This window comes from Bacillus sp. AK25, from assembly GCF_048270685.1.
Classification (GTDB): domain Bacteria; phylum Bacillota; class Bacilli; order Bacillales; family Bacillaceae; genus Bacillus; species Bacillus altitudinis.
Genome location: NZ_JBLUWC010000001.1, coordinates 1,283,911 through 1,300,295, shown reverse-complemented (window position 1 = coordinate 1,300,295; position 16,385 = coordinate 1,283,911). Strand labels below are relative to the sequence as shown.

Sequence of the window (16,385 nt, the reverse complement as noted above, 5' to 3'; positions counted from 1 at the left end):
GATTATAGTTTAAACCGATTGACTGCCTGACGCAGTGCCTGACTTGATTCGTTCAACATTTCTGTTGATGTTTTCGTTCTTTCTAAAGCTTGTACTTGTTCGTCTGTGGAAGCATGTACTTCCTCAGCTGAAGCGGCGGATTCTTGTGAAATGGCCGCAATACTTTGAATGGAATCATTCATTTTCTGCTGTTCTTCAGTCATTTCATTGATTTGTGTATGAATGCTGTCAATGGAGCCGACAAGTGCCTGCATTTCCATTGTGATACTGCTGAGTGCCTCTCCTGTTGAATTGATGGCATCACCTTGTTCTTCATTCATTTTGCTTGCTGCTGTCATCGCTTCAGCTGCCTTTTTCGATTCATCTTGAATGAGTTTTACGGTTTCACTAATATGTTTCGTTGATTCCGCAGATTGTTCAGCCAGCTTTCTGACTTCTTCTGCAACAACAGCAAATCCTCTTCCGCTTTCTCCTGCTCTCGCTGCTTCAATACTTGCATTCAGTGCGAGTAAATTCGTTTGATCTGAGATTTCAGAAATCGCTGTTACGACGTTTTCAATATTTTTTGTTTTATGCTCAAGGTCAAGCAGCATTTGCTCTACCTTCTTCGATTCTTCATTCGCTTGTGTTGATTTTTGGACGAGCAGACCAAGAGCATCAAGTCCTCTATAGCTTGCATCTTCCGATGATTTTGAATTGGTTTGCATTTGCGTGGCAAGCTCACCCATATGACGAACTTTTTCATACAAATGCTCTGATTTTTCATTAATGGTTTCCGCTTCTGATGCTTGTTTCGTCGCTCCTACAGCGACCTCTTGAATAGCCGTTGCAATCTGTTCACTAGACAGCAAGGTCTCGTTTGAAATTTGGGTCACTTCATCCGTTGATTTCACAACCTGATCTGAAGACTCTTTCACTTTTTCAATTAAGTCCCTGATACCTTCAGTCATTTGATTAAAGCTTTTCGTCAGGAAACCTATCTCATCCTGAGACTTCGACTCAAGCGAGCTGGTTAAATCGCCTTCAGACACTTTACGAACATGCTCGATGAGGCGTTTAATTGGTGTTGTAATGCTTCTAGCCAATAAGTAGCTTAGAATCATGGCAAGTATAATGGCAATGACAGAAATAATGATACTTGTCTGATTCATTTGTTCAGTGATCCAAAGAAGTTTCTTTTTCTCGAAGCTCACACCGATCGTCCAGTTTGCCTCTTTAATTTTTGAGATGACGGTCAGCTGTTTGTCATCATCAATACCCGAGTTATCGATCGCTTTTTTTACAGAAGCGACTTTTGAGATATTTTTTCCTTGCTCTGTTGGATGTGCCAAAATGGTCCCTGTGCCGTCAACTAAGAAAGCCGTTCCCATGTAAGGAATCTTTTGTTCATTTATAAAGGACTGAATGGAAGCCAGTTTCAAGTCAAGTCCAGCGACACCGACTACTTTCCCATTTCGTACGATCGCCTTCGTGGCTGAAACGACCATTTCACTTGTTGCTTTATCAATGTACGGATCTGTCCATAGGACTTCGTCAGGCTTTTCAGCCGCTTGAATATACCAGTCTCGTTTAGACGGATCATACCCTTCACCAAAATCGGACTCCGGGAAAGCAAACATTTTACCATCACTTGTTCCTATATAGGCAAGCGAGATGAGTTCATCCTGCTCCTGCAATCCTTTTAATTCATCGTTTTCAAATGCCAATGTCTGCTTTGTTTGTTTCTGTGCAAATTCTTCAGTAAGTGTACTTGTTGCCAATTGGTTAATCGTATCACCGTAATTCTCAAGCTTTAGTGCTATGATGTCTCTCATGCTTTCTGCCGTTGCTGCTGTCGTTGTTTTCGCATCTCGTTCAATCAGTGGTCTTAATACTAAATTGGAACCCACTTGAACTGCGACAACGGTTAAAATTAAAATAACTGAGATGAAAACAGCTATTCTCACTTGAAGTTTCTTAAACATCTCATCACCCCTACATCCTACTTTCGCATCTTAATGTGTATATCGGCAAAATTGGTACCGCATTCAATAGTTGTAAGAAAATTTAAATAGAAAAAACAAGCCATAATGACTTGTTTTAAGTAAAATATTCAATTTTTGCAGACGGAAAGTACTGTTCGATATATGATTCTAATGTCTGTCTAAGTTCTTGTTCTTCATCTTTTTGATAGATATATTTTCCAATTCCATATCTACCCCACTTATATCTTCTCTTTTCTTCATCTAGTTCTAGTTTTGTTTTCGGATAGTTTTTTTGGATGACACGCTTCGCCGGTTTTGTAAAACGGTGCTGAATCATTTCAAAGGTGATATCTTGTCTCACTTCTTCAGGGAGAGCTGCATCGAGTTTTTCAAATAGGACTTTATAGCCCTCTTGCCACCCTTCATGAATGTAAATAGGGGCAATAATAAAGCCAAGTGGATAGCCTGCTTTTGCTACCTTTACAGCCGCTTCAATCCGCTGATCGAGTGGTGATGTTCCGGGTTCGAAATATTTAATGACATAATCGGCATTGATACTAAAGCGGAATCTTGTTCGCCCATTGTGTTTTGCATCTAACAAATGGTCTACATGATGAAATTTCGTAACAAAGCGCAGTTTGCCAAGATCGGTTTGACCAAAGTATTCAATCGCTCGTTTGAGTGTGTGAGTCAAATGGTCAATTCCTACGATATCGGATGTACATGAAGCTTCAAATCGCGTGATATCAGGTGCACGCTCGTTCATGTACTGTTCCGCCTGATCTAAGATCTCTTCTACATTGACGTACGTACGAATATACGGCTTACTCCCCATCGTCGTTTGCAGGTAGCAATAATGGCAATGCCCCATGCATCCTGTCGCAAACGGAATGGCATACTCTGCAGATGGTTTAGATGTATCAAATTTTAAGGTTTTTCTCACGCCGATAACGAGCGTCGACTTTGCATTACGGTACTTTTGCAAATCATTTTTCCCCGGAATATTTCTCACTTGGTTGTGTGAGGTTGTTTCTCTAATTTCAATTCCCATACCTTCAAACTTTTCTTTCAGCTCTTGTCCTAATGGGTACTCTAGCGCCCGAGGTTCAATATACACAAGCTGAGGAACGAACGGTTTGATCATATTTAGCACATCCTTACCTTATAGGTTCATACCGTTACTTTAACCTCTCAGGATGGCTTCTATCCTTTCTAAAATCTCCCTTATTCAAACAGATCTTGATAAAGGGCTTCTGCTTCTTCGTATGTTGGAAATACGGCATCATCAGGGGCTAATGGGTGATATGTTTCAAGTAGAAATAGCGCAAGCTCTTGCTCATTGTAAGGATGTGAAACGATTTCCGCTTCTTTAATTTGTGCGACATTGGCTGCATGTGGATTTCGATAAATGACATATACTTGATCACCTGGCTTATAGTTAGAGAAAGACAAACTGGTCACCTCCATTTTTTATGTTAGGATGCCCTTCTCTGCAAGCGATATGACTGATTATGATAAAATTCGACAAAAAAACCAGACAGTTTGACCTGTCTGGTTTACATCACCTAGTTATGTTGAAACGTTTTTTTCACGAAATCAACCACTTCTTCAGTTGTACTCAGTGATAAGATATGCTCTTTAAATGATGCAGCCTCTTCCTTAGAAAGATTGCTTAACTGCGTTCTTGCTGGAAGAATCGATGTTGCGCTCATTGAAAATTCATCTAATCCTAATCCAAGTAGGAGCGGGATTGCGATTTCATCTCCTGCCATCTCACCGCACATGCCAACCCATTTACCTTCTTTATGCGCTGCTTCAATCACAAGCGTTATGAGGCGTAAAATAGCTGGATTGTATGGCTGGTAAAGATAAGACACTCGTTCGTTCATTCGATCAGCAGCCATTGTGTATTGAATCAAATCATTTGTTCCAATACTGAAGAAATCTACTTCTTTTGCAAATTGATCTGCGATAACAGCTGTTGATGGAATTTCTACCATCATTCCGATTTCAATGGAATCAGATACTTCTGTACCAGCAGCAACCAATGCTTCTTTTTCTTCAAGTAAAATAGCTTTTGCTTCTCTAAATTCTGATAACGTCGCGATCATAGGGAACATGATTTTCAAGTTTCCATATGTACTTGCACGAAGTAACGCGCGTAGCTGTGTTCTGAAAATCTCCTGCTCTTCAAGGCAAAGGCGGATCGCTCTATAGCCAAGGAACGGGTTCATTTCTTTTGGAAGCTGCAAGTAAGGAAGTTCTTTATCGCCACCAATATCTAGTGTGCGGACAACCACAGCCTTGCCTTCCATCTTCTCTAAAACGGTTTTATACGCATCGAACTGCTCTTCTTCTGTTGGGAGCTGATCTCTGCCCATGTATAAAAATTCTGTACGGTACAATCCAACTGCTTCGCCGCCATTTTCAAGTACACCTTTCACATCTTCAGGTGTTCCAATATTCGCAGCTAACTCTACGTGAACGCCGTCTTTTGTGACCGTTGGCTGGTCAACAAGTTTCGCCCATTCCGCTTTTTGAGATAAGTAGTCTTCATGCTTTTTTTGATACGCTTTCACTTCATCTTCAGAAGGCTGAATGATGACGTCTCCGCTAATACCATCAACAATGATCAGATCATTGTTTTTCACCGTTTTTGTTGCTTCTTTTGTCCCAACAACTGCTGGAATTTCCATTGATCTTGCCATAATCGCTGAGTGAGAAGTACGACCACCGATATCTGTCGCAAAACCTTTGACGAATTGTCTGTTCAGCTGAGCTGTATCAGAAGGTGTTAAATCTTCAGCAATGATAATGACTTCTTCAGAAATCATACTTGGGTTTGGAATGTCAACGCCTAGCAAATGACCAGTGACACGTTTTGTAACGTCGCGAATATCCGCTGCACGCTCCTTCATGTATTCATTGTCCATTGCTTCAAACATTGTAACAAACATTGTTGCTGTTTCTTTTAAAGCAAATTCAGCATTTACTTTATCCGATGTGATTTTATCCTTCACTGGGTTGAGCAGCTCTGGATCACTTAACACAAGAAGGTGTGCAGAAAAAATATCCGCTTTATCTTGGCCAAGTTCTTTTAGCGCATGCTCTTTAATTGCTTCAAGTTCTTGCTTTGAAACATGAATTGCTTCTTCAAAGCGTTTCACTTCTGTCTCTGGATCATTGATGTCTTTTTGGTGAACTGTTAAATCTGGTTCTTCTAGACGATATGCTTTTGCAATCGCAACGCCTGCTGAAGCACCGATTCCTTTCAGTTGTTGCATTACTCGCCTAGGCCTTCACTTTTCATTGTGTCTTTTAGTGCAGCAAGTGCATCATTTTCATCAGAACCAGAAGCAGAGATTGTGATTGTAGCACCTTTCGCAATTCCTAGAGACATTACACCCATAATAGATTTCAGGTTCACTGTTTTACCATTATATTCTAAGTTGATATCAGCATCATATTTACTAGCAGTTTGTACAAGAACTGTTGCAGGACGTGCGTGAATTCCAGAATCTGCAGTTACTTTGAATGTTTGTTGAGCCATTTTTATCAATCTCCTTTTTATACATTTCATACATCCACAATATTATATCATACTGCCGAGCTTGTCATCTAACAAGAACGGCAGTTATGAAAATTATTTTGAAATTTTCATGATGTTTTCTTGGCCAGCTTTGATTTCACCGGATTCTTGAAGGTCAATAAATTGTCCTTCACTTAAGTTTGTAAATACAATTGGTGTCATTAAAGATGGTACTTCTGACTTAATTTTATCAATATCAACCTCTAAAAGTTTTTGACCGATTTCTACTTGATCTCCCTCTTGTACAAATGCTTCAAATCCTTCTCCTTTGAGGCTGACTGTATCAATCCCGAAGTGAATCAAGATTTCAAGTCCACCATCAGACTGGAGGCCGATGGCGTGTTTTGTTGGGAACACATTTAAGATTTTTCCTCTTACTGGTGAAACCACTATTCCCTCTTTTGGCAAGATAGCAAAACCGTCACCCATCATTTTCCCTGAGAATACTTGATCTGGCACATCTGTAATTGGATGTAGCTCCCCTGTAATTGGTGAAGCAAACATTTCTTCCCCTTGTTCGTTTTGAAGCGGTTTTGCAATGACTTCTTCAACCTGCTGGCTGACTTCTTCTTTTGCAGAAGGGTCTTTCGCTGGTCGAGGTGTGCGCCCTGCAATAATGTCCTGCATTTGTGTTTTTAAATTATCAGAGCGTGGACCAAAGATGGCCTGGATGTTATTCCCGACTTCAAGGACACCTGAAGCGCCAAGCTTTTTCAAGCGGTCTTTATCCACTTTTTTCTGATCATTTACAGTGACACGTAAACGTGTAATACAAGCATCTAGGTGTTTAATGTTTTCTTGGTCACCCATTGCTTCAAGAATTTCATAAGGTAAGTCATCGCCTTTTCCAGATTGAGCGCTGCTTGCACCGTCAGCTGCTTCATCTTCTCGTCCTGGCGTTTTCAGATTAAACTTGCGAATCGCAAATCTGAATCCGAAGTAGTAAATCACAGCCAGTACGAGACCGACTGGAATAACAAGCCACCAAGCGGTTCTATTTGGCAGGATACCAAATAGGAAGAAGTCGATTAACCCTCCTGAGAATGTCATCCCGATTTTCACGTTTAGAATATCCATTATCATAAAGGATAATCCAGCAAATACACAGTGAATCGCAAATAATATCGGTGCAACAAACAAGAATGAGAATTCAAGCGGTTCAGTGATCCCTGTTAGGAAAGAAGTAAGGGCCGCTGACCCCATAATTCCTGCTACAAGTTTTTTATTCTTAGGTTTTGCTTCATGGTAAATCGCAAGTGCTGCTGCTGGAAGTCCAAACATCATGAACGGATATTTCCCTGTCATGAATGTCCCGGCTGTCAGCTGAACACCATCTTTGATTTGCGCCATGAAAATACGCTGGTCACCACGGATAATATCTCCTGATAAGCTCTTATAGCTAAAAAATTCATACCAGAATGGTGCGTAGAATATGTGGTGCAGACCAAACGGAATTAATGACCGTTCAATGACACCGAATACAAAGGCAGCCAGCGGCTCATTCGCTGCAAGCAGTCCTGTTGAAAATGAGTTCAATGCACCTTGGATTGGCGGCCAAATGACGAGCATCAATAGCCCTAAAATAAGTGCTGAAATCGACGTAACGATTGGAACAAAACGCTTACCAGCAAAGAAGCCAAGATATTGCGGGAGCTCAATTTTGTAAAATTTATTAAACATATAAGCGGCTAATACCCCGACAATAATCCCGCCAAACACGCCGGTAGACAAGGTCGGTATGCCGAGCATATTCACATATGCTGGATGACTTTCCTTAAAGAACTTAGCCAATTTGACTGAATCGGATGGAATAGAACCGTTGGCCATTAATACGGCACTCATCGTCACGTTCATGACAAGGTAACCGATGATCGCGGCAATCCCTGCCACACCGTCTCCATTGGCAAGACCGATGGCAACCCCTACAGCAAATAGGAGTGGAAGATTCGAGAAGACAATATTCCCCGCATTCTCCATAACACTAGCAACAAGCTGAATTGTATCATTGCTTAAAAATTGAGCGACATCAATCAACTGCGGATTTTGCATCGCATTTCCGAGTGCTAGTAAAATACCAGCAGCAGGAAGGATCGCAACTGGAAGCATAAGTGCTCGTCCAATTTTTTGCAACACACCAAAAAGTGATTTAAACACTGGTTGAACCTCCTTTTGTTTTCGCTTACAACATACATTTCAATCACATATTGACGTACATTTCATAATTAACCGTTTACATTTCACTTTCAGAACACAAAAAAGGCATGGTGATATAAGGTTGCGCAAATAACAGGATCTTATCCTGTATTTACCTTAAGTCACTCATGCCTGATCGAATCAGTTACACGTTTCAAGGAAACTATGAAATTTTATTCGTCAATCTGTACAGGTGAAGTGTCAAGTAGACAGCTTCGGCATCTTGTACAGGCTTTTTCAATGCATGTTGCAAAATTTTGATCATTTTCCAAGCAGTATTGTAGCATAAAGGATATTCATTTTTCAATAGATGAAGCAACTTTTCTGGCTCCTCTAATGATTCTTCCCGTTTAATACGCTCAATCGAAAACGTAATATGGCGCAGTAAGCGTAAATAATGAATACTTTCTCTATCTACTTTCATATGAAATGCATCTTCTATCACTTGGACCATTTGTGTCATGAGCTGCGAATGACGGTTGACCTCGGATAAAGGCCGGTTCGTTAAAGCAGAGTGAATGTGGAGCGCAATAAATCCAATCTCTCCTTCGGGCAGCTTCGTTTCAACATCTGGCCGCGCATTTATCAGTTCCACGACTTCCTTTGCGACCTCGTATTCTTTCGGGTATAAGGATTTCGTTTCAAGCATAAAAGGATTGGTGATATCATAGCCTTGCTTAACTCGTTTAAAACTAAAGGCAATATGATCTGTCAGTGCAATATGAATATGCTCATTTAAACGATGACCCATTTTTTCTCGTATATGATAAATGACGTCATTGGCAAGCTCAATCATGTCCTCATTAATGTGGTGCAGCAATTGTTTGTATTCTGTTTGCTCTTTTGTATTCTTTAACACAAACATTTTCTCAAATGCCGCTTGATCGAGAACGTCACCCGATTTTTTCCCAAAGCCGATCCCTTTATCAATCAGGACCACTTCGCCTAAAGAAGGGTGTTTTGCGATGATGACATTATTATTTAACGCTTTATCAACGGTGAAGGATTCCATGAACATCCCCACCTCCTTCTTATTCAATCCTTCTTATCGTACAAAACAGATGAAACGTGCGTCAACGATTGTTTTTCAAAATAGTCGTTGTGCGCTCAACGAGTCGATATGACAGCACTCTTTTTTCTGGTGCCTCACCTTGTAATGCTTGCTTGAACAAGTCAAATGCTTCCTGCCCCATTTGTTTGAGGGGAATGTCTATACTAGAAATCCCCAATGCTTCACTCAATTGATCGTTTTGAAAGCCAAGTATGGCTGGTGATTCTCCAACGTTTATGTGGTGACGCTGTGCTTCTAGTAAAAAACCTGCTGATACATCATCGTTTGTGATCAGTAAGGCTGTCGGACGATTTTTCATCTCTTTCCATTCTGTAAATAATTGCTTGCCATCAAAAATGGTCAGTTTTCCTTCAATGATCCATTCATCATCAATGTCCTGCCCAAGCGACCGCATCATTTCTTGATAAGTCTGAATGCGAACTTGGCTATTCTCCCCTTCTGTTCTAGCAAGAACGATTGCGATTCGCTCATGACCACATGCCGCTAAGTGTTCAAGCCCTTCCTTAAAAGCCTGATCATGCGCAATCGATACCGATGAACATGGATCATGCGGAGTAGGATGACAAAAGATAATAGGACCAGATTCCTGCCACTTTAAAATGTCTCGATCACTTAACGCATTTGAGCAAAAGATTAAACCATCCACACGTTGCTCTTTTAAGCTCATTAATGCTTCTTTTTCCTTTACTGGGTCATATCCTGTTTGAAACAAGGCAAAATGCATTCCGCACTCCTGTGCTTTCTCTGCAATCCCTGTGACAATTCCGCTGAAATAGGAGTGATCAATTGTCGGAAGTACAATTCCAAGCATATTGGAATAGCCCTTTGCTAAATGCACTGCCTGAATATTCCGTGTATATTCGAGCTCTTTCATCGCACTAAGTACGCGCTCTCGCTTTTCTTCTTTGACATATGGATGATCATTCATCACTCGTGATACGGTGGTAACAGATACACCCGCTCTTTTCGCAATATCCCTTATGTTAGGCATTTTTTCTCCTACTTTCTCTTGATATGGTAAGCGTTTCATACTTTAAGATGTATGTGAGCTGAACAAATCACTGGGTGGAAAGGGGAATTCAAGATGGGTATTATCATATGGATCATATTATGTTTGACTATTTTGTTTTCTGCTCGATTCGCACTACATCCTTTAGGAAAAGAACATAAAATCAAGCCGTTTCAATCAATTGATGATTTTTTTGTTGATAAGGATCGCAAAGAGTGACAAAAAAATCACGATGACGCTCCCAATACTTGGACGTTCATCGTGATTTTTTTCATTACTTGATGATCGTCAACTCTTTTGGATAATTGGTTAAGGTGACTGGGCCATCTTTTGTAATGAGAACATCGTCTTCAATTCTAACCCCGCCGACTCCTGGTACATAAATACCCGGCTCGATCGTATAGACCATCCCTTCTTTTAGAAGGTCATCATTTGCTTGACTCATAGAAGGGAACTCATGAACAGAAACCCCGAGTCCATGCCCTAGACGATGCGGGAAGTATTCGCCATACCCTGCTTCTGCGATCAACCCTCTTGCTTTTAAGTCAAGGTCACCAATTCTCACACCCGGCTGGCTCATATCAAGTGCTGCCAATTCGGCTTTCAAGACGGTGTTGTAAATATCCTTTTGTTGTTCAGACGCTTCTTGATAGATGAAGGTTCTTGTAATATCTGAACAATAGCCATCCACAATCACGCCAAGGTCAAATAAAACAAAATCACCTTTTTTCAAGGCTGCCTGCCCCGGATTTCCATGAGGTTCTCCTGATTTTTCTCCGAATAGTACCATGGTTGAAAAGGACATGCCCTGAATGCCTTTTTTCTTCAGTTCATATTCGATGACAGCAAGAACTTCGGTTTCCGTCACCCCTTCTTTTAGGGCATGTACCCCAATTTTGACGCCTTCGTCTGCCAATTGAGCAGCTTTTTTCAATGTTTCAATTTCAGCTTCGTCTTTAATTAGTCTTAGCTGATTGAGCACATCTTCTGCCCGGACGAATGTTTCTGCCCCAGTGACAGCTTGAAGCTGCTCTGCTCTTTGCAAAGGAATGGATTCTTTTTCAATCGCTAGGCGAGTCGCTTTTACTCCTCGTTTTCCTAGTGCCTTTTGTATGAAATCAAAGGGGTTTTCATGGTCTTCATATCCAATGAGATCTCCAGCCCATCCCGCATTTTTTGCTTGCTCAACTTCCATCTTAGGCAAAATGAAAAATGGATCTGCTTCCTGAAAAACAAACAGCCCCATCACTCTTTCATGCGGCTCTGTGAAGTATCCAGATAGATAGAATACATTCTCCTTTGTATGTATAAATGCACCTTGAATGTCTTTTTTCTTAAGCCAAGAAGACAAGTTTTTCATTCGATTCATCGTGATCCTCCTCACACGTTTGACTACTGATCTATTGTATCAGTTTTCACTATATTTCGCACAAAAGCGCACTGACCTAAAGCCAGTGCGCTTTTGGATTTGCTTAAGAAGCACGAAGCAAACGAAGTCCGTTTAAAATAACCAAAATCGTACTGCCTTCATGCCCAATGACACCAAAAGGTAAATCAAGAACTTGTAAGAAATTCGCACAGATTAACAAACAAATAACTGTTAATGAAAAGATGATGTTTTGTTTAATGATTCGGTTCATCTTTCTTGAAAGACGGATCATCTTTGTCAGATTGTTTAAGTTATTTTTCATTAAAATGAGGTCTGCTGTTTCTAAAGCAACATCTGTGCCTCCGCCCATTGCGACGCCAACATCTGCTGTGGCGAGTGCAGGTGCATCATTGATTCCATCTCCGACCATAATGATCGAATCACCTTGTTTTTTCAGTTGATTGACTTCGTGTACCTTTTCATCTGGAAGACATTCAGCGACAACGGTTTGGATGCCTGCTTCCTCTGCAATCGCTTCGGCTGTTTTTTGCTGATCCCCTGTGAGCATGACGGTTTGGATGCCTAAATCATTCAGCTCCTGAATCATTTTTTTAGCTTCAGGTCTGATTTGATCCTTCAAACCTAGACAGCCGACAACTTCTTGATTCTTTTGAACATAGACAACTGTATAGCCTTTGGATGAAAGAACATCACCATTCTCTTCAATGTCACGATCCATTGAAGCTTTTCCGGCAAAATCTTTCTTCCCAATCCGCCATGTGTCCTCATTTAATTGTGCTTCCACACCAAAACCTGATGTTTCTTCAATGGTTACGTGGGCTGTCCGCTCTGTATGATGTTCTTTTGCCATATCAGAAATGGCTTTAGCTAATGGATGATTTGACTGACTTTCAATTTGATAGAGCGCTTGATAAAAGGTCGATTCATCTTGCCCTTTTGCCAAGACCACTTTTTCAACAGCTGGTTTTCCACTTGTAATCGTACCCGTTTTATCAAATGCAATCATCGTACTTGTGCCCAGTTTTTCTAAAAAGACACTTCCTTTTACAAGCATACCGTTTCTTGCACCGTTTGAGATGAGTGAAAGAGCTGCTGGCATAATTGAGGCAACAAGTGCACAAGGCGAAGCAACCACCATAAACACCATCGCACGGTAAAACGTTTCACTCATGCTCCAGCCAAGTACAAAATGAGGCAGGAACATTAAAATCGCTACAGTGATGAGCACACCTTTTACATATGCACCTTCAAATTTTTCAATAAACGCTTGGCTTGGCGATACACTTTCTTGTGCAGATTCCACCAGCTTAATGATTTTATGAAAAAGTGTTTCTTCATTATGTTTTGTTACTTCTACTGTTAATGAACCATTTAAATTCACTGTTCCTGCAAACACATCTTCCCCTTGCCCTTTTTCCTGAGGCACCGATTCACCCGTTAAGGCAGATTCGTCTACACTTGTTCTTCCGCTCATGATCACACCATCTGCTGCAATTCGTTCGCCCGCTTTGATTAAAATACGGTCGCCTGGCGTAAGTGAAGAAGCAGCGATTTGGATGGTGGTGCCATCTTCTTCAATTAAAGTGGCTTCATCTGGAGCGATACTCATTAAAGCCGTTAAGTCTTTTTTACTTTTATTTGACGTATACGTTTCTAGCGCACCGCTGAGCGAAAAAATAAAAATTAAAATGGCGCCCTCTGCCCAGTAGCCAATGATCGCTGAGCCTATCGCAGCAAATATCATTAAAAGTTCTACATTTAATGTCTTGGATGAAATGGTTTCTTCAATTCCTTCCTTTGCCTTTGCAAAACCACCAATAACAAAAGCAAGAATGAAAAGAGGAATACTCCACATCGTTTCATCCTTTAGAAACCATCCAATCAAGATGAGAATCCCCGAAATGCCTGCTGCGATTAATTCTCCGTGCTGTGCCCATTTATGAAAGAGCGAGTTGGATCCCTTTTGATCTGTCGTTTGATAAAGTACTGTATTCTCATTCATGATTACTTTCTCCTCTCTAATTGATAATGATTTTCACATTATCAATCGTTGCCCGTTCCGTTTATCATCTATATTTTCTGCTATTTCAAGCTTTTTATAGGTCTGTAACTCATTATAACAGGTTCTGATCAATTTTCAATTAATAATTATTATAATTTCTTCTTGATAATAATTATCATTATTAGCATCCGATATTCCTTCCTCTTTCTGAGCACATTTTATTCATCTGAAAGGTGATTGAACACAAAAAAGAACCAACGGATCGACCATTGGTTCTTACAGAAAGCTTGTGTTCTATGAATTTGTCCACTCTTTGATTTGTTTTTTCGTCAGCGGACCTACATGGTTTTTGACCACTTCACCCTTTTCATTGATGAAAAAGGTCGTCGGGATCGTCATGATTTGGTATTTCTTCATCATTTCGCCGTGTTCATCGAGAACGATCGGAAATGTAAACTTTCTGTCTTTCACAAATTGGGCAACAGCATGCTTGCTTTGCTCAGCACCAAGTAAATTCACAGTCAGTATGTCTACATCACTTTGATTTTCTTTCACAATCTGTTCAAAGGCTGGAAGCTCCATTTTGCAGGATGGGCACCACGTTGTCCAAAAATGCAGAATGGTCCGCTTCCCTTTCACCGGGATCACCTGCGTTTCACCTGTTAATGTAGGAGCTTCTATCCTCGGCGCCATGACAGGCTCTTTTGCTTCAGCCTCTATGTTCATCAGAAATAAAAGAAGGGTCATCACGAGAAGACTGGCGGGTAGATATTTACGATTCATCAGCATCTTCCTTCCTGATTTTCCTATAGCTTGCCCGCTAGCTGCACATGACATTCAAGCTTTTTTCAATGTAAGAAACATGGAGACGCCGAGTTCCTTGCAAATCGTCGCATAATGCAAAGCCGTTAATAGCAGCATCCCCGTGTTCATTCCTAAGATAACGCCCATCATATTTAAGGATTCGATGGATCCTAGAAAATACACCATAGAGAACGACACCACGTGCACCCATATATTATGTAGGAACACATCTTTAATAAGACCCATACCAATTAAGCACGCTTGAAACGGCATCACGAACAAGTGGCATAAGAAGTATGGCCATAGCAGCTGCAAGTAGACGGCTGCTTGAGGTGAGTCAAAAAAGAGCTGCGTGAGCGGATAAGCGAAATAATACATGATCATCACGGCTGGCACCCCGTATCCAAACGTAATGAGAATCGCTTGTCTGACACGTTTTTTCACGAGATCATACTGCCCCAAGGCATAGGCTTCTGATACATTCGGTATCATCACAATCATAATGGAATGAGCGATAAACGCCGGAAAAAAACCAATCGACATCGCTACGCCAGCAAGCATTCCGTAATGATCAACAGCAAGCGTACCAGAAATGCCCGCTGCAACGAGGGCTCCTTTGATTAAAAACGGTTCAATCGCATTGGCAATGGCATGAAAGATACGCATACCTGTTGTCGGAATGGAGACTGCTAACAAACGTTTTCTGACGTCAATCCCTCTTAACTCAACCGATCTGACATTCACAGCATTTTTTGCCATGACGTATTGGGAATATAAATAGATAAAGACGACGAGATCACTTGCAACAATCACACCAATCGCGATAAGCACTGCTGTTTCAATATCAAACGAATACCAATGAAAAAACAAGAACAAACAGATTAGCTGAATCGTTTTTTTCAGCATATTGGCTAGAGCAATTCTGCCCATTTGCTGCTTGCCCATAAAATAGCCGCGTGCAATGGAAGTAAATGCGATGATTGGAATGAGTGACAGAACCAAGCCCTTCATCAGCGGATGATACGATTGAAATACAGAAATGAAAGGCAGTACAATGGCTGCTATTGCCGTTGTGGTGCATGTCACCACAAGCGTCATTTTAAATGCATGGCGAAGCATACTTTTATGAAGCCGCTCATGCGACTCTGCAATGAATTTTGAAATGGAGACTGGCAGCTCTAAGCTGGCGATCACAAGCACAAGCATGATGATGGGAAGGATGCTCATATATAAACCCATTCCATGTTCTCCAAGCTCTCTCGCTAAAATCATATTGACTAAAAACTCGATACACTCAGCAATGAAAGCTGCGACAGATAGCAGAATGACCCCTTTTACAAATCGATTCATGTAGCCTCCCCTTGTCTAAAAGCAAATTCTTTTCACATTCTATGAGACAAGTCCTGAAAATATTTTAATAATTGAAGACAAAAAAACAGCGACTGATTGATCGCTGCTTTTCTTTACACTGCAAACACATGACGGCCAATGCGTTCTACAATTTTACGAGAACGAATCCAGTTATCTGTCGCCGTTTTTGGATTATAAAAATAAATCGCCTTTGTTGTTCTGTCATCTTCTTTGACAACCTGCTTCACAGCTTTTACGGAATCCTGGTCTGCCTTATCATTGATACTTCCATTTGATACGGGCTGGAAGGCATTTCGCTGATAAATCACGCCTCTGACACTGTCAGGAAAAGAGCGGTGTTCCACTCGGTTTAAGACGACGCTTGCTACCGCTTTTTTCCCGGCGTAAGATTCACCTTTTGCTTCGGCATGTACCAACCGAGAAAGCAAGTCCATTTCTTCATTAGAATAGTGTGATTGATTTCTTGAGCTTGCTGTCTTTGCCGTTTCCTTTTGCTTCGGCTTCGGCTTCGGTTTTGATGCCTTCTCCTCTGTTGAAGTGCTTAGCATTTTCACTTTCGGCTGATGTTTCTCCTCTGAAAACGCTGGGATCACGGTATGCTTTTCATCTTGATCTATATATGAAAGCTGATGCTTTACAGGTGCTTGTTCAAGTTTCTGACTTAATGTGCCTTCTTGCTCTTGTATATTGTCCATCTTGATCGCTGAGATGAGCATAAGGATGGCAAAAAGAGCTGTATGAATTTTGATCATTCGCCTCATTCCTCCCTTAATTAATGTAGGCCGTAAGATACTTGTCCACTCTAACAAGAGCTTCTTCTATTTTCACGCACAAAGATTTTCATGCCTGTCCAAATTCCGTCATTAAATGGCATGTCCTAGTTGAAATACGCACGAACTGGTAATGTAAGCGTTTAATATAGTCTCTTTTTAGCCTATAATCATCCTTATGCTCCTGATTATGGGTTATTACATTTTCTTTTCATATGTAT

Annotated in this window: 13 protein-coding genes and 1 pseudogene; all 14 read right to left on the bottom strand. The window is 40.9% G+C overall.

Translation table 11 applies throughout. The annotated features are described in order from the left end of the window. Window positions 1-2: 2 nt before the first annotated feature. Window positions 3-950, bottom strand: a complete 948-nt coding sequence (locus ACNO7B_RS06715; RefSeq protein ID WP_370529227.1) for a methyl-accepting chemotaxis protein — start codon at window positions 948-950, stop codon at window positions 3-5. Further along, window positions 942-1,964 (bottom strand): annotated as a pseudogene (locus tag ACNO7B_RS06710) (cache domain-containing protein); the annotation flags it as partial. The gene ACNO7B_RS06715 and the pseudogene ACNO7B_RS06710, both read right to left, overlap by 9 nt. A gap of 115 nt (window positions 1,965-2,079) precedes the next feature. Beyond that, window positions 2,080-3,108 carry a spore photoproduct lyase gene (gene splB, locus ACNO7B_RS06705; RefSeq protein WP_007498710.1) on the bottom strand — a complete coding sequence of 343 codons (1,029 nt, stop codon included), beginning with the start codon at window positions 3,106-3,108 and terminating at the stop codon, window positions 2,080-2,082. Window positions 3,109-3,188: 80 nt separating this feature from the next. After that, window positions 3,189-3,431, bottom strand: a complete 243-nt coding sequence (locus ACNO7B_RS06700; RefSeq protein WP_034646394.1) for a transcriptional regulator SplA domain-containing protein — start codon at window positions 3,429-3,431, stop codon at window positions 3,189-3,191. Between the two features lie 98 nt (window positions 3,432-3,529). Next, complete coding sequence (ptsP, locus tag ACNO7B_RS06695; protein ID WP_417901332.1) at window positions 3,530-5,248, bottom strand: phosphoenolpyruvate--protein phosphotransferase; 1,719 nt, start codon at window positions 5,246-5,248, stop codon at window positions 3,530-3,532. Then, complete coding sequence (locus ACNO7B_RS06690) at window positions 5,248-5,514, bottom strand: phosphocarrier protein HPr (protein WP_003211078.1); 267 nt, start codon at window positions 5,512-5,514, stop codon at window positions 5,248-5,250. Before ACNO7B_RS06690 ends, ptsP begins: the two co-directional genes overlap by 1 nt. Before the next feature lie 93 nt (window positions 5,515-5,607). Then, window positions 5,608-7,707 (bottom strand): glucose-specific PTS transporter subunit IIBC, encoded by a 2,100-nt coding sequence (gene ptsG, locus ACNO7B_RS06685; protein ID WP_417901331.1) that lies wholly within the window; start codon window positions 7,705-7,707, stop codon window positions 5,608-5,610. A gap of 202 nt (window positions 7,708-7,909) precedes the next feature. Then, window positions 7,910-8,764 carry a glucose PTS transporter transcription antiterminator GlcT gene (glcT, locus tag ACNO7B_RS06680; protein WP_017359435.1) on the bottom strand — a complete coding sequence of 285 codons (855 nt, stop codon included), beginning with the start codon at window positions 8,762-8,764 and terminating at the stop codon, window positions 7,910-7,912. A gap of 55 nt (window positions 8,765-8,819) precedes the next feature. Then, complete coding sequence (locus tag ACNO7B_RS06675; RefSeq protein WP_417901330.1) at window positions 8,820-9,809, bottom strand: LacI family DNA-binding transcriptional regulator; 990 nt, start codon at window positions 9,807-9,809, stop codon at window positions 8,820-8,822. Between the two features lie 292 nt (window positions 9,810-10,101). Beyond that, window positions 10,102-11,196 carry a M24 family metallopeptidase gene (locus ACNO7B_RS06670; protein ID WP_060781014.1) on the bottom strand — a complete coding sequence of 365 codons (1,095 nt, stop codon included), beginning with the start codon at window positions 11,194-11,196 and terminating at the stop codon, window positions 10,102-10,104. 103 nt (window positions 11,197-11,299) lie between these two features. Further along, window positions 11,300-13,219: a heavy metal translocating P-type ATPase gene (locus tag ACNO7B_RS06665; protein ID WP_417901329.1), complete on the bottom strand. Its 1,920-nt coding sequence runs from the start codon at window positions 13,217-13,219 to the stop codon at window positions 11,300-11,302. Between the two features lie 294 nt (window positions 13,220-13,513). Then, window positions 13,514-14,002, bottom strand: a complete 489-nt coding sequence (gene stoA, locus ACNO7B_RS06660; RefSeq protein WP_060781633.1) for an endospore biogenesis thiol-disulfide oxidoreductase StoA — start codon at window positions 14,000-14,002, stop codon at window positions 13,514-13,516. A gap of 54 nt (window positions 14,003-14,056) precedes the next feature. Continuing rightward, window positions 14,057-15,373 carry a polysaccharide biosynthesis protein gene (locus tag ACNO7B_RS06655; RefSeq protein WP_417901328.1) on the bottom strand — a complete coding sequence of 439 codons (1,317 nt, stop codon included), beginning with the start codon at window positions 15,371-15,373 and terminating at the stop codon, window positions 14,057-14,059. Window positions 15,374-15,486: 113 nt separating this feature from the next. Then, entirely contained in the window at window positions 15,487-16,146 is a 660-nt protein-coding gene (locus ACNO7B_RS06650; RefSeq protein ID WP_417901327.1) for a cell wall hydrolase, read from the bottom strand. Between the last annotated feature and the right edge of the window lie 239 nt (window positions 16,147-16,385).